The 14,046-nt window shown below is 59.7% G+C and carries 11 protein-coding genes and 2 pseudogenes; 4 read left to right on the forward strand and 9 right to left on the reverse strand.

All coding sequences use genetic code 11. The features are described from left to right. The first annotated feature begins 306 nt into the window (after window positions 1-306). Window positions 307-2,880, forward strand: a complete 2,574-nt coding sequence (mgtA, locus tag HGP16_RS19315) for a magnesium-translocating P-type ATPase (protein ID WP_246705566.1) — start codon at window positions 307-309, stop codon at window positions 2,878-2,880. A gap of 29 nt (window positions 2,881-2,909) precedes the next feature. Here the strand turns inward: mgtA and HGP16_RS19320 are convergent. The 7 genes and pseudogenes from HGP16_RS19320 to HGP16_RS19350 form a co-directional block, all read right to left on the reverse strand. Next, a pseudogene (locus tag HGP16_RS19320) lies at window positions 2,910-3,529 on the reverse strand (alcohol dehydrogenase); the annotation flags it as partial. Between the two features lie 56 nt (window positions 3,530-3,585). Then, on the reverse strand, window positions 3,586-4,014 hold the full coding sequence (locus tag HGP16_RS19325) for an EF-hand domain-containing protein (RefSeq protein ID WP_168841615.1): 429 nt from the start codon (window positions 4,012-4,014) through the stop codon (window positions 3,586-3,588). A 98-nt stretch (window positions 4,015-4,112) separates the two neighbouring features. Further along, window positions 4,113-6,338 carry a copper-translocating P-type ATPase gene (locus tag HGP16_RS19330; protein WP_168841616.1) on the reverse strand — a complete coding sequence of 742 codons (2,226 nt, stop codon included), beginning with the start codon at window positions 6,336-6,338 and terminating at the stop codon, window positions 4,113-4,115. Continuing rightward, the gene (locus HGP16_RS19335; RefSeq protein ID WP_168841617.1) at window positions 6,331-7,008 is read right to left on the reverse strand and encodes a methyltransferase family protein; all 678 of its coding nucleotides are present in this window, start codon (window positions 7,006-7,008) and stop codon (window positions 6,331-6,333) included. The genes HGP16_RS19330 and HGP16_RS19335 overlap by 8 nt, the downstream gene beginning before the upstream one ends. Continuing rightward, window positions 7,001-7,267, reverse strand: coding sequence for a DUF2933 domain-containing protein (locus HGP16_RS19340; RefSeq protein ID WP_168841618.1), 267 nt, complete (start codon window positions 7,265-7,267; stop codon window positions 7,001-7,003). Before HGP16_RS19340 ends, HGP16_RS19335 begins: the two co-directional genes overlap by 8 nt. Window positions 7,268-7,321: 54 nt before the next feature. Next, complete coding sequence (locus HGP16_RS19345; RefSeq protein ID WP_168841619.1) at window positions 7,322-8,803, reverse strand: multicopper oxidase family protein; 1,482 nt, start codon at window positions 8,801-8,803, stop codon at window positions 7,322-7,324. Window positions 8,804-8,913: 110 nt separating this feature from the next. Next, window positions 8,914-9,291: a hypothetical protein gene (locus HGP16_RS19350; RefSeq protein WP_168841488.1), complete on the reverse strand. Its 378-nt coding sequence runs from the start codon at window positions 9,289-9,291 to the stop codon at window positions 8,914-8,916. A gap of 588 nt (window positions 9,292-9,879) precedes the next feature. Here HGP16_RS19350 and HGP16_RS19355 point away from each other — a divergent pair. The 3 genes and pseudogenes from HGP16_RS19355 to HGP16_RS19365 all read left to right on the forward strand — a co-directional run. After that, window positions 9,880-10,038: pseudogene (locus tag HGP16_RS19355) on the forward strand (aldehyde reductase); the annotation flags it as partial. 403 nt (window positions 10,039-10,441) lie between these two features. Beyond that, window positions 10,442-10,669, forward strand: a complete 228-nt coding sequence (locus tag HGP16_RS19360) for a hypothetical protein (RefSeq protein WP_168841620.1) — start codon at window positions 10,442-10,444, stop codon at window positions 10,667-10,669. Between the two features lie 126 nt (window positions 10,670-10,795). Next, window positions 10,796-11,236, forward strand: a complete 441-nt coding sequence (locus tag HGP16_RS19365) for a DUF4189 domain-containing protein (RefSeq protein ID WP_168841654.1) — start codon at window positions 10,796-10,798, stop codon at window positions 11,234-11,236. A gap of 275 nt (window positions 11,237-11,511) precedes the next feature. Here HGP16_RS19365 and HGP16_RS19370 read toward each other — a convergent pair whose 3' ends face one another. Together HGP16_RS19370 and HGP16_RS19375 are read right to left on the reverse strand one after the other, a co-directional pair. Continuing rightward, on the reverse strand, window positions 11,512-12,384 hold the full coding sequence (locus HGP16_RS19370; RefSeq protein ID WP_312867326.1) for a group II intron reverse transcriptase/maturase: 873 nt from the start codon (window positions 12,382-12,384) through the stop codon (window positions 11,512-11,514). An 865-nt stretch (window positions 12,385-13,249) separates the two neighbouring features. Further along, the gene (locus HGP16_RS19375) at window positions 13,250-13,645 is read right to left on the reverse strand and encodes a DUF805 domain-containing protein (protein ID WP_168841621.1); all 396 of its coding nucleotides are present in this window, start codon (window positions 13,643-13,645) and stop codon (window positions 13,250-13,252) included. Window positions 13,646-14,046: the final 401 nt, after the last annotated feature.

The raw sequence follows: 14,046 nt of genomic DNA on the forward strand, positions 1-14,046 counted from the left end.
CGCCTTCTTCATGAAAGAAGAAATCCTGGGTCTGGTTACCGGGAGGCCGATATGCAGATAGCCATATTCCGCGGTCGAGACAGGCGCGGTTTCGTCCCGTGGAAGATGCCTGTAAACCCAAAGGGCACCTATTGGCAGCGCTAATCGCTCGATTGACGTCCGCTTTCGACTTAATCGGCGTTTTCTCCCGCGCGACGTCCCGGGACTGAAAGAGGTCCACCGCAATGAATCGCGAGTTTTGACTGGCGTCAATGAAGCACTGGGATCGGCCGGCTAACATCAGTTGTATTCACGAGATCAATTGATATGAACGCTCCGCTTAGAAGTCGGGATTCCGCAAACCAAAATTCAATGATTCCGGCCTCGCCTTTTTGGTCGAAGACCGAAGACGTTCTAGTGGAAGATCTTCGTTCGCGGATAACCGGTCTTTCGCCTGAAGAGGGAACTTCCCGGTTAAAAGCCCACGGACCGAACACAGTTCTCGCTGTGACGCACACGAATGCCCTTCACATTCTGCTGCGCCAATTCCTGAATCCCCTCGTTCTCATTCTTATCTTTGCCGCGACGGTATCATCACTGGTTGGGGAGATGCATGACGCCATCATCATCAGCGTCATCGTCCTTGCGAGCTGCCTGCTCGGCTTTTCCCAGGAATATGGAGCGACGAAGGCGCTGGAGGCGTTGAAGAAAAGCATTTCGTTGTCCGCGACAGTTGTAAGGGGCGGAATAGAAATCCTCGTCCCGGCAAGTACAATCGTCCCGGGTGACATCATCAAGCTTGCGGCCGGCAGTCTTGTGCCGGCCGATGGTATGATCCTTTGGTCGCGCGACTTGAGTGTCAGCGAGGCCACTCTGACGGGCGAGACCTTCCCGGTCGGGAAGATGGCCGGCGTTTGTCCACCCGAGGCTCCGATCGCTGCTAGGTCCAATTGCGTTTTCACCGGCACATCGGTTCGCAGCGGTACGGCAACTGTCATCGCTGTCGAAACAGGTGGACGCACCGAGTATGCAACCATCGCTGGAGCAATCGCGAAACAGATACCCGAAACGGACTTTTCACGAGGTATACGCCGCTTCGGCTATTTGATGACACGCATCATGTTGGTGATCGTCATTAGCGTGTTTGTTGCCAACCTGCTCCTTCATCGGCCGTTGATCGACTCTCTCCTATTTTCTCTGGCGTTGGCGGTCGGCCTCACTCCGGAGCTTCTGCCGGCGATCATCAGCATGACGCTTGCCCGCGGCGCGCGCGCCATGGCCGCCGGCGGCGTCATCGTTCGCCGGCTGGACGCCATTGAAAATCTCGGGAGCATGAACCTTCTATGCACCGACAAGACCGGCACGCTGACGGAAGGCATCATAAAACTCGATGATTGCGTCGACCCCGGCGGCATGCACTCGCAACATGTCCACTTACTCGCCGTTTTGAACGCATCGTTGCAGGCGGGCCTCAAAAACCCGCTCGACGATGCTATACTGGCGTCCGGCGAGATTGGCGCAGATCTGAAAGCCTTCGTGAAGAAAGACGAGATTCCATATGATTTCATGCGCAAACGGTTGTCGGTCATCGTGGATGAGGCCGGCCAGGATGCGATGTTGGTCTGCAAGGGCGCCGTCGTCAATATTCTTTCCGTGTGTACCACCGTCAGATCAGGCGATGCTACCGAATCCCTCAACGAAGAGCAGCGCCTGCAAATCGACACGCGCTATCGCGATTGGGGCGAGAACGGCATTCGAGTGATCGCAATCGCCACCCGGTGCTTCGTAGAGAGCAAGGAATCCTATGACGTGGGCGACGAATGCGAACTTTGCCTCGAAGGCTTTCTCCTGTTTCTTGACCCACCGAAGGCAGGAATTAACAATGCCCTAGCAGGATTGAGACATCGTGGTATCGGCATCAAGATCATATCCGGGGACAACCGCTACATCGTCAAGCACCTGGCCGACACGATCGGGCTAAGGACGAAACGTGTTTTGACTGGCGCGGAACTGGTATCGATGAGCAGTGATGCATTGTTCGCCCGTGCGCCCAAAACAGATCTGTTTGTCGAGATTGATCCCAACCAGAAAGAGCTCATTATCAAGGCGCTGCGGCGGTCCGACCATGTGGTCGGATATATGGGCGACGGCATCAACGACGCTCCAGCCCTTCATGAGGCCGACGTCGGCATTTCTGTCGACGGCGCAGTCGATGTCGCCCGGGAGGCTGCGGATCTCGTCCTGTTGCGACAAGACCTCAACGTGCTGATCCGCGGTGTGGACGATGGTCGGAGAACCTTTGCCAATACCATGAAATACATATCGATCGCGACGAGCGCGAACTTCGGCAACATGATCAGCATGGCGATCGCCTCGCTGTTCCTCCCATTCCTGCCACTGCTCGCTAAGCAGATCCTACTCAACAACCTGCTTGCCGACATTCCATCTATGGCAATCGCCACGGATAGGGTCGATCGACAGCAAGTGCGGCGTCCGCGGCGATGGGACATTCGTGGCATCCAAAGATTTATGATCTTCTTTGGCCCGGTCAGTTCGTTGTTCGATTTCGTGACGTTCGGATTTCTGTTGTTTGTCGTCAACGTAACAACCAGTCAGTTCCGCACGGCCTGGTTTGTCGAATCACTCATTACACAGCTCGTGACCATGCTGATCGTTCGCACGACCCTGGCGGCATGGAAAGATGGACCGGGGCCTCTACTCCTTTGGTCGACGGCAATCATCACCCTCATCGCCCTCGTGCTCCCCTATTTTCCGCTGGTTGCGGGCATATTCGATTTCACGCCGCTGCCCATTCCGTTGTTGGGAGGGCTGATCGCGATCTCGGCAATCTACGCCGCCGCGCTCGAGCTGGTGAAGCGATTCTATTTCCGACAGGGATGAAGGTGTCGGCGGGACGGCAAGACCCGTTGTCATATCGGGTAGCTTGCCTCGGGCACCAATACCGCTGCCCCGACGAGACGCCCGGCACGTAGATCGGCGAGCACCTCGTTGGCCCTCTTGAGTGGATAGGTCGTGGTGTGGGTTCGCACGCCTATCATCTGGTCGATCGGGAAAAATTCGACCGCGTCCGCGCGCGTCAAATTGGCGACCGAAACGAGCTCGCGCTCCCCCCAACAAAGAACGGCATAGGGCATCGGCGGTATGTCGCTCATGTGAATTCCGCCGCACACAACTACCCCAGCCTTGCGAACCGCCTTAAGCGCTGTCGGCACTAGATCGCCGCCGGGTGCGAAGATGATGGTTGCGTCGAGCGGCACCGGAGCACTCTCTTCAGATGAGCCCGTCCATGCCGCGCCAAGCCCGAGCGCAAACTGCTGCGCCGCTTGGTCACCGGGGCGTGTAAACGCATAAACGTCGCGGCTCTGCCGATGCAGATTTGGATGAGGATATGCGCGGCGGCGGCTCCGAGGCTGAAGAGACCGATACACTTGCCGTCGTCGGCCTTATTGAGCGAACGCAAAGGATGCGTCGGCCACAACAGCGTCGTGAAGCCGCCGTCGCGGGTGTAGCCGGTGAATTGGGGCCGGTCATACTCAGTCTGGGGGAGGGAGTTGTCGATCCTCTCGATCATGTGTCCGGAGCTTACTACCGCCAGAAGGCCTGCATCTCTTCGGGCGTGACCTTGCCGTCGTTGTTGGCGTCCACCGTGTCGAAGATCCGCTTGTGGATCGCTGTCATCTCCTCGTAGGACAACGCGCCATCTCCGTTGGTGTCGGCGATTGCGAACAGGATCTTCATTATAGGTCCGTGCGCGCCCATCATCGGCATACCACCCATCATGCCGGGCTGCATCATGCCCCGACCCATCATATCACCTGGCATCATGTTAGAGCCGGGCATGCCTCCCTCGCCCTGTCCGCTCATACCGCCTGTCGCTGACGGCGAGGCCGCCTGCGTCGAATTCGCAGGGTGATGGGGATCCGTCTCGTTCGTCTGCGCGAAGGAGTAGCCGGCTCCGCCGATTGCGATTAGAGCGGCCAGCAGGACCGCGTTTGAAATTCTCGTCGTTCTCATTTCGTTTCTCCTTTGACTTAATCTCTTTTGCGCCTGCTTTCTGAAACGGAAGCAGAATGGATTCGATGTGGTGCTCGGCGGTCGCGCCGCCGGACCACCTAGTCGATCGCCGAGCGGCGCAGCCGCAGGGAGTTGCCGATGACGCTGACCGAAGACAGCGCCATGGCGGCTGCCGCGATGATTGGCGACAGCAGCAGTCCGAAGGCCGGGTACAGCGCGCCGGCCGCGATGGGCACGCCTGCCGCATTGTAGATAAAGGCGAAGAACAGGTTCTGACGAATGTTACTCATGGTCGCGTGGCTGAGCTTGCGCGCCCGCGCGATGCCCTGCAGATCCCCCTTCAACAGCGTGACGCCGGCGCTCTCGATTGCGACGTCCGTCCCGGTACCCATGGCGATGCCGACGTCGGCGGCGGCAAGTGCCGGGGCGTCGTTGACCCCATCCCCGGCCATGGCGACGACGCGTCCCTCGCTTCGAAGGCGCGCGACCACCTTGCCCTTGTCTTCCGGCAGGATTTCGGCCTCGACCTCTTCGATGTCAAGCCTTCGCGCCACCGCCTGCGCCGTCGTGCGGTTATCTCCGGTCAGCATGACGACGCGAATATTGTCTTGCTTCAGCAAACGCAGCGCTGCCGGCGTGGTCTCCTTGACCGGGTCTGCGATGGCGACAAGGCCGCCTACCCTGCCATCGATGGCGACGTAGATTACCGTCGCCCCCTCGCCACGCAGCGCCTCCGCCTCGGGCATGAGGGCCGAGAGGTCGACACCCGCTTCCGCCATGATCCGGTGGCTGCCGATGACGAGCCTCCTGTCGTCGACGGTTCCGATGACACCCTTGCCGACGGGGCTGTCGAATTCGCTGGCTTCGCCGAGCGCTAGTCCCTTCTCCTTGGCCGCCGCGACGATTGCTGCAGCAGGCGGATGCTCGCTGGCGCGTTCGAGAGTCGCCGCGATCCGCAGAAGTTCCAGGTCGTCTATATCGCCCGCCGCTTTCAATGCCGTGACCTTCGGCCGGCCTTCCGTCAGCGTGCCGGTCTTGTCGACGACGAGCGTGTCGATCTTCTCGAAACGCTCCAACGCCTCGGCGTTCTTGATGAGCACACCCATCCGGGCGCCACGGCCGACGCCGACCATGATCGACATTGGCGTCGCCAATCCGAGGGCGCAGGGGCAGGCGATGATCAGAACCGCGACCGCTGCGACGAGGCCGTAGGCGAAGCGCGGCTCCGGTCCCCATATCCCCCAGGCGACGAAGGCCGCGATCGCGATGAGGATCACGGCCGGGACGAACCAGCCGGAAACCTGATCGGCCAGTCGCTGGATCGGCGCGCGGGAGCGCTGGGCGTCGGCAACCATGCGCACGATCTGCGCCAGCATGGTGTCGCGGCCGACCTTGCCAGCGCGCATGACGAAGCCGCCGCTCTGGTTGAGCGTGCCGCCGATCAGCTTCGCTCCGACTTCCTTGATGACCGGCATGGATTCGCCGGTGATCATGGATTCGTCTACGGAGCTGCGCCCCTCGACGAGCTCACCATCGACCGGCACCTTCTCTCCCGGACGGACGCGCAGGCGGTCACCCACCACGACGACGTTCAGCCCCACGTCTTCGTCGGTTCCGTCCTCCCTGATGCGGCGGGCCGTCCTCGGTGCAAGGTCGAGCAGCGCCCGGATGGCGCCGCCGGTCTGCTCGCGCGCCCTGAGCTCGAGCACCTGTCCTAGCAGCACGAGGACGGTGATGACGGAGGCCGCCTCGAAGTAGATGGCAACGGAACCGTCGGCGGCACGAAAGGTGTCCGGAAAGATCTCGGGCACGGCCGTGGCGACGATGCTGTAAATCCAGGCCACGCCCGTTCCCATCGCGATCAGCGTGAACATATTGAGGCTGCGGTTGACGAGCGACGCCCAGGCCCGCTCGAAGAACGGCCATCCCGCCCACAACACGACCGGCGTTGCCAGTACGAGCTGGATCCAGTTCGAAAGCTGCACGCCGAGCAGCATGTGCAGGTTCGTGAGATGGCCGCCCATCTCCAGGGCGAGGACGGGCACCGTCAGCACGAGGCCAATTTGGAACCGCCGCGTCATGTCCACAAGCGCGGCGCTTGGCCCCGTCTCCGCGGTCGCGACCTCCGGTTCCAGCGTCATGCCGCAGATCGGACATGTGCCGGGGCCAACCTGCCTGATCTGCGGATGCATCGGGCAGGTATAGATCACGCCTTCCCGAGGCTCTGGCCCGGTGCCCGCCTTCGCGGCGGGCTTCTTCTCTTGGTGATGATGATCGCCAAGGGAGTGCCCATGGCCTTCATGCGCGTGATGATGATCAATCATGGATCGCTCCTCCTGGGCGACGTCCTGAGGCATCAGCCCGGCGGCCGAGCCGCGGGATGAACCGAGGAACGGTTCTCGCATAGATGTCCCACGCGGCGCCGAACTCGGTCCGCGAGGCCTCCTCCTCCCGTTTCGCCAGACGCACATAGACCCAGACCAGAACAGGGAACATGGCGAGGGTCACCAGGGTCGGCCACTGCAGCAGGAAGCCTATCATGATAACAACGAAGGCGTCGTATTGCGGATGCCGGACACGGGCGTACGGCCCCGTCGTGGCGAGGCGATGGTCGCGCTGGGCGGCGTAGAGCACGTGCCAGCTCGACGCGAGCACCCAGAAGCCGGCAATGATCAGGGCGTTACTCGCAAGATGGAACGGCCCGAAATGCGGATTGACCCCCCAGCCGAACATCATCTCCAGCAGGTGACCAGCATCGTGCGACCAGAAGTCGACGCCGGGGAAATGCCGTCCGAGCCAGCCCGACAGCAAGTATATGGTCAGCGGGAAGCCGTACATCTCGGTGAAGAGCGCGAGGATGAACGCGGAAAAGGCGCCGAGCGAACGCCAGTCCCGCTTCGTCTCGAGCTTCGTGAAGCTTGCGGCGAAGACGATGAACACCACGGAATTGAGGATCACCAGGCTCCAGAGCCCGTAGGCCGGCGCGTCAGACATCGTCGGCCTCCTTCTTCGGGTGGATGGTGCCGGTCCCATGGCCGGCATGGTCTTGACTGGAGTGGCCGGAATGACCGCCATGACCGTGATGCATGAACATGTGCGTCAGCGGGCAAGCCAAGATGAGGAGCCACGGCAGGATGCCAAGGACATGCACGCGGTGCTCGTAGGCGATGAGTGCCACGGCGATCGCGGCGAAGGCGATGAAGACGGTCCGGCTGTAGCTGCTCCAGGCTGATGAGGAATGGTTCTCGTCCATAAGATGTCTCTTTCGAAGGAGTTCGGAGAGGGCTTCGCGGTCACCGGAATCGCGTCAGCCAAGGCCGTCGTAGGTCACAAAAGCCATCATCCCCGTCGCCATGTGATACAGGTGATGGCAATGAAGCGGCCAGTGGCCGGGATTGTCGGCGTCGAAGGCCAGGATGACGCTCGCCATCGGCGGCAGCAGAACGGTGTCCCTGACTGCGCCCGCGACCGGTATTCCGTTGATATCGATCACCTGAAAATGGTGGCCGTGCAGGTGCATCGGATGCGCCATCATCGACATGTTGGCGATCGCGATCTCGATTCGCTCGCCGCGTTTGACGACGAGACTGTCCGCCCCGTTAATGCCCCAGGTGTAGGCGGCCATATCGCCTGTCAACGACAGTTGAAAGCGGCGATCTGCCGGACGTGCCGCCAGCGGGCTGATTGGACGCAGCCGCTGTTCCAGATCGAGGCCGAGAACCGGTCCCTTCGCATCGCCTTCGACCGCGATCTTGCGGATGGCCGCGCCACCGGTGGCAAGGACGACGCCCGTTCGTTCCGTAGCGCCTTCACGAAGCGCGAGGATTGGAAACGCCCCACCTTCCTTTGGAAGGTTGAGGCGAATGTCGAGGCGCTGGCCCATGGCAATGGGAAAGGACGTTCCGGTGACCGGCTGCACGCCCTGGCCGTCGACAGCGATCAGTTCCCCGGAGAGGCGGCCGGTGTCGATGGTGAAGGCGGTCGCGGTAGCGCCGTTGATGATGCGGAGGCGGATCCGACCGCCCTTCTCGACCCTGACGATTTCAGGATCATCGAACGTCCGGTCATTGGCGAGGTAAGCGTCGTAGTCGATGTCATTGAGGTCCATAGCCGCCATTCCCGACATCCCCATGTCTGACAGGTCCTTGCCGGACATCATATGCTGCATGCCGGCCATGCCCTGCATCGAACCGTGGTTCATCGGCATGGCGCCGTGCGCGGCACTTCCCTTCACCTTCGCTAGCAGCTCCTCCGCCGGTAAGAAGGAAAAATCGTGGAGCAGAACGACGACCTCCTGCTCGTCCCGCCTTTTATCGTCCGCAGTCCGTACGATGAGTGGAGCGGCGAGCAGGGTCTGCTCCTGCAGCGTATGCGCATGCATCCAGTGCGTGCCACCCGTGCCGACCGGAAAGGCGTAACGACGGGTTTCCGACGGCGTCAACAATGCGGCCGGATTGTCCGGCACGCCGTCGGTCGCCCAAGGGGGCGTCAGCCCGTGCCAGTGGATCAGAGTCGGTTCATTGATGGCGTTCACCAGCCCGACGTCGAATTCGGTTCCGGCGTCCAGTGTCAGTCCTGGCGTTCCGTCGGGCTGGAGAACACCGAAGACACGAGCGGACCTGCCTTTTACATCGATGGTCCTATATCCGACGGAGAGAATACTGGACGCTTCCTGTGCGGATGGGGTTTGGGCGTCCTGCGCAAAGGTGCGGATGGGACGGAGAGCGGCCGATGTGACGAGCGCTGCCGCGCCAACCATCAGGCCGTTGAGAAAATCACGGCGGTTCATTGTATTGATCCTTGGGTCGAGGTCGGGCAATGCCGACCATTGGTCTTGGGCGTCCGAAGGGAGGCCCATGGAATCGACCGGGCGCCGCTATGGTGCGGCCCGCGGCACCTTCAGACCGAAAGACGAGGAGGACCAAGCATGGGCGGAAGCGCCAGACCGCTGCCAGTCTGGTCAGCCCATGCAAAACGGAGGAAGGAACCCATGGCAGCGGGAGCATCCTCCCTATCGACGACCGCCAGGACGACGCAGAAGGTGCACTGAGCGACGCAGCAGCCATTATGGTCGGATGTATGAAAACGGCCCTGAAATGAAATCTGGGCGTTCTCCAAAACGGGAGACTGCACGAGGCTGGAGCGTTGTGTGTGATCCAGCTGCTCATGGCACGGTGTCGCCTGCATGCCTGCCGCTGGCACAAGGAGAAGCGCGAATGCGACCAGCATGGTCAGCACTGCGTTCATCCATGCGAACCCGCGGCGGTCGGCGGCCATGTGTGCGGCTCCTTATCCCTGATCAGCCGAAGCGTCGGATGATGACGTTGAATTGCGTTCGCCATTGAACGAGTTTGCTGATCTGCCTTCCATACGGCGATAGCTCGATCATCCGGCAATACGTCGTTGGCTTCCTTGATTCAGGTCAAGAATCGCGGATGGACATGTGACGATCGATTGGTCGCAAGTGGGATAGAAGCAAATTGCCGGCTAGAACAGATTTGGCTCAACCCAATAGCGCATTTGCAAAGCTGCTCACAAACGACTCAGCGATATCGACATTCCAGCCATGCTGAAGAAGATCGACCGGAAGATGCTCCGTTCGAAATAATGGAAAATGCGGTGAGCACGGTTGGATTGGACGAACCACCTAGATATTATCTGCAACACGGACTTGGCTTCAAGCTACACGACAAACAGATCCTCACAAATTCAGACAGCACGGTCGAGCCGACGTTGGATGGTCATAGATTGAGAACTGAAGATTGCAACTATCTCGCGATCGACACCGAGGGAAGCGGCGGACATCAGCCTGCACTCCTTAAGCTTGCGCCCTCGAGTTCGATTTGGCAGGCCAAGGCGCGACCAAGCGACCTGACCGGCAATGTTGCGCCCAACCAGCGCTCCAAGACGCTCGCGGAACGTGCTTCGTGGGAGTTCCGCGCACGCGTGGGCAATGGAATGGAGCTTGCCGCAGTCAACCCGACCACCGTGCTCGGCCCCGCACTCGGGCCCGACTATCCGCACTATTGACGGGTTAAATATGCGGTTAGTCAACGAGTCGAACTGATCCGGATCCGTATCAAGACGTGATGAAACTAAACGGCTTTTGTCTTGCGGTTCCTTCATTTCCGGGTTTGCGTCAAGAATACGCCACGCGACTTCGGTTCGTCCTGGAGGGCCTCCGGCATCGACGCCTCATAGAATGGCGTCGCCGCCAGCCAATGCTTGATCTCTTGACTTGGCCCTGCCCGCAGACTGCAGCCTGTTAGGGCGAATTACCTCAAATACGCGGCACAATCGCAAATCTTCCTGAATTAATTCACGACATGCTGGTGTCTCTCCGCGGGCGATTTCGGAAGAAGAGGGTTAATCTACCAACATGCAAAAAGATCCGCACAGCATGCGACCAATCCTGGGAGTATTTTCGATGGACAGCACGGTCGGCGCAACAGTAATCCTGAAGGGACGGTGTAACCTTCCCTTAGGTAAAGCGCTATGCGCTAAGATCAAAATTCCTGGCAAGGACATTATTGAAGCAATCGCATATAAGGATTGGCCTTACCCCAAGCCAGCGGCTAACGCGGGCTATCTTTTGTTGGGAATCTCGCAGACCGATCTGACCGACGGAACGACGATCACAATTGAGTTGCCGTAACGCGGCGCGCCGGGACACATAAGGTGTTTAGTCGCTGCTTGGTGAAAGTTCCGCGGCAGGTCACTCTTCTTATCGCGCGAAAAGTCGTTCCAAAAATTATCCGGGTCCCATTGAAGACGGCGAAGTATGGGCTATCAGATATACGTTCCATCGGTCATGTGGCGGGTGGAACGTCTTCAAGGGATCGTCACCATTATGAAAAGCATTGTTAGGATTGTGTTTCTTACCGCCTTCGCCACGGCCGCTGTTGCCGGTGGCGCGCTCGCTGGCGACAGCAAGTGGGGCGCATTTGCAGTTGATTCATCGGATAAGAGCAAGGAGCCCTATTACGGCGTCGGCGGCGGTGATACGGAGAAGGAAGCTTCCGACTATGCCATGAAGTTCTGCAACGAAGAAGGTGGCAAAGACTGCACACTCGCAATGACCTACGAACAGTGCGGAGCGCTGGCGTCGGACGGCAAGTCGATCGGCTGGGGTAAGGCTCCGACGAAGAAGAAGGCAGAGGAGCAGTCGATCCAAGGCTGCGATGGCGACAGCTGCAAGATTGTGGCCTCGGACTGCAACTGAATCGGGTAGGAGGGAGCCTTGCGGCATCCCTCCTCCCACACCCCCGTGCGAACGGTTCCGTACACGGCGGTTCATCGAGCGTGGTTTAGGCGTCGGAGTTCCTGTTGGAGTGAGACTAGCCCCAGCTGTTCGAAGAAGGCTTTTCGGAAGGCGTCATTCATGTGGCTGGCCCCGGCATTCCACCAGGGGCCGTGGCCGTTCCCCGCTGAGTCACGGGCACGCTGTTCCGTCAGTCCTCGTTGCCTCAAGCGCGTGGCGCGCGTGGCCGGTTTCTTTCATTGCCGCCACAGGATGCAGCGCAACCTGCGCCGCAGCCAGCCATCAAGGTCCTCGAGAATCCCCTTACTGTCGGTCAGCCGGAAGTAAGCAATCCAGCCACGCAGGACCGGGGTGAGGTCTTTGATGGTGGCGCCAAGGGCGCGACCGCGCCCGGCACGGAAGGCAGCCTTCAGCTTGCCCCTGAACCGCGCCACGCTCGACGCCGCGATCCGCAGACGCGGTGCCTTGTGGGCGGTCATGGTGTAGCCGAGGAAGATGCGCCTCCATGGACGGTCCACGGCACTCTTCGCGCCATTGACCGTTAGCTTCAGCCGTTCGGTAAGGAAGCAGGTGAGCGGGGCCATGACCCGCTCGCCGGCATGCTGCGAACGCACATAGACGTTGCAGTCGTCGGCGTAGCGGCAGAAGGCATGACCGCGCCGCTCCAATTCCTTGTCGAGATCGTCGAGCAGGATATTTGACATCAGCGGCGAGAGTGGACCGCCTTGCGGCGTGCCTTCGTTGCGTGCCGTTACGATCCCGCCCGTCATCAGCCCAGCCTGCAGGTAGCGGCGGATCAACCGCAGCACCTGCTTGTCTCCGATTTTGCGTGCCACGCGTGCCATCAAGACATCGTGGTTCACTCGGTCGAAGAACTTCTCCAAATCAAGATCGACCACAAAGCGACGGCCGCCGGCCACATAAGACCGGGCGGCGAGAACCGCGTCATGGGCGCTCCGCCCCGGCCGAAAGCCGTAGGAGGAAGCAGAGAAGTCCGGTCGAAGATCGGCATCAGCACCTGATGCATCGCCTGCTGGAGTCGGTCCAGGACCGTCGGGATGCCCAATTGCCGCATCCCTTTGCCGCCAGGCTTGGGGATTTCCACCCACGCACTGGCGCCGGTCTGTAGCAGTCCGCCAGCAGGTCTTCTCTGATGCGCGGCCAATGCTCCGCAAGGTATGGCTTCAATTGCTCGACAGACATCTTATCGATACCTGGCGCACCCTTGTTCGCCACCACCCGGCGGTAAGCCGCCATCATGTTCTCGCGGCTGAGGATCGCCTCCATCAGTCGCTCATTCGCCTCCGGTCGAGAGGATCGCGGCCCTGCCGTGGTGTCTGATGCACCCAATGCCTGCCGTCGCGGCTTCCGGCCGCTGCTCTCAGCTTGGGCACGGGGCATCCCAGCCCCGTCTTCTGCGTCTGTCCTCACCATCGAAAGACCGGCCTCCGTCCGGCACTCAAGTTCGGCCCTTCACCGCTTGGTCGGCTAATACGGCTTCTGCTGACCCCTGCCGCCCCATCCCGACGCCTCGCGACGCCGGTAGCACACCCGAAACCAGGGGCAGGTCGGCAGGTCTCCCAGGGTAAGACGCGTGACCTTCGTGCCATATACCTGTCGCATCTACGGCCGCATCCTCCGGGTGATATTGGACTTCAGGCATTTGTGCGCCTTCGTCCGGATGCGGTCGCCTCATATGCGTTTCCTGTTCGTCAGGCCGGCACTTTGCTTACAACTTCCTTCAGACCTCGCCTTGCAACGACGCCCTTGTTGTTCGGCTAGCAGTTCCCATCACCAGGGCCTGCAGAGGACTTTCACCTCCAAGTCTTCAACCGGATACCATCCCGGCCAAACGGTGCTCTCGCACCACGCGCCATGCCTGGCGCACACAAAAAAGCGGTGCCGGGCAGTCCCGGCATCGCTTTTGGCCTGAGTTTCACATCGTTCGAATGCTCTAATTGTGCTTTGGGCGCATTAGGCGGCGATCGCGTCCTCGCCAAAACGGTTCGTGCCCGTGGTGCCTTTTAGAAGCAGGACCTCCACCAGATACCAGATGCTACCAATCAGCGGGACGAATTGGATTAAGAAGAACCAGCCAGACTTGTTACGGTCATGTAGTCGCTTGACGGCGACGGCAAGACCCGACCAAACGCTGAAGATAATGTAGGCAAGACTAAGGACGATGTAGGGAATGGCTACGGCCCCTTCGACGTGGTACGTGCCGTCCTCGCTGATGGAGCCGGGAATCACGGACCAAAGGAGCGTGAAAACAAGGCCAACAACGGCAGCGGCGATAATGTGAATAAATACCGCGAACCACATCTTCTGGCGGTTGATGCGGCCCTCGAATGTAAAAAGAAGTTTTTTCATGATGTCACTCGATTGCAATATTTTCAAACTATTGATAGTTGCTCGGAAACCGTCAAAAAATTGATAATATTGCGCCTCTCGACAGAAAAAATTCTGCGTTTATTTTATACCAACCAGATTTATCTAATTTCCTTTAGCTAAACACGGAAAACAAGACAGCGGCATCCGCTCGAATTTACATCATTGATACTATCAATTTGAATATTACCTTGCTCATAAAATATAAACTACTGCTAAATCCGCAGGCGCTTGGCCGATCGATCCTGCTGCAACATGATCATCATCCCTGCGATGGTATCGGCCGTCGTACGGATTGTCCCCCACCCCATAGCGGGAGAGACCAACGCCGTACAAATGCTGGACTAGATCGCGGAAAGCTTGAAAACTCATGGCGACATTCT

The sequence above is a fragment of the Rhizobium sp. P40RR-XXII genome (genome assembly GCF_012641405.1).
GTDB lineage: Bacteria > Pseudomonadota > Alphaproteobacteria > Rhizobiales > Rhizobiaceae > Rhizobium.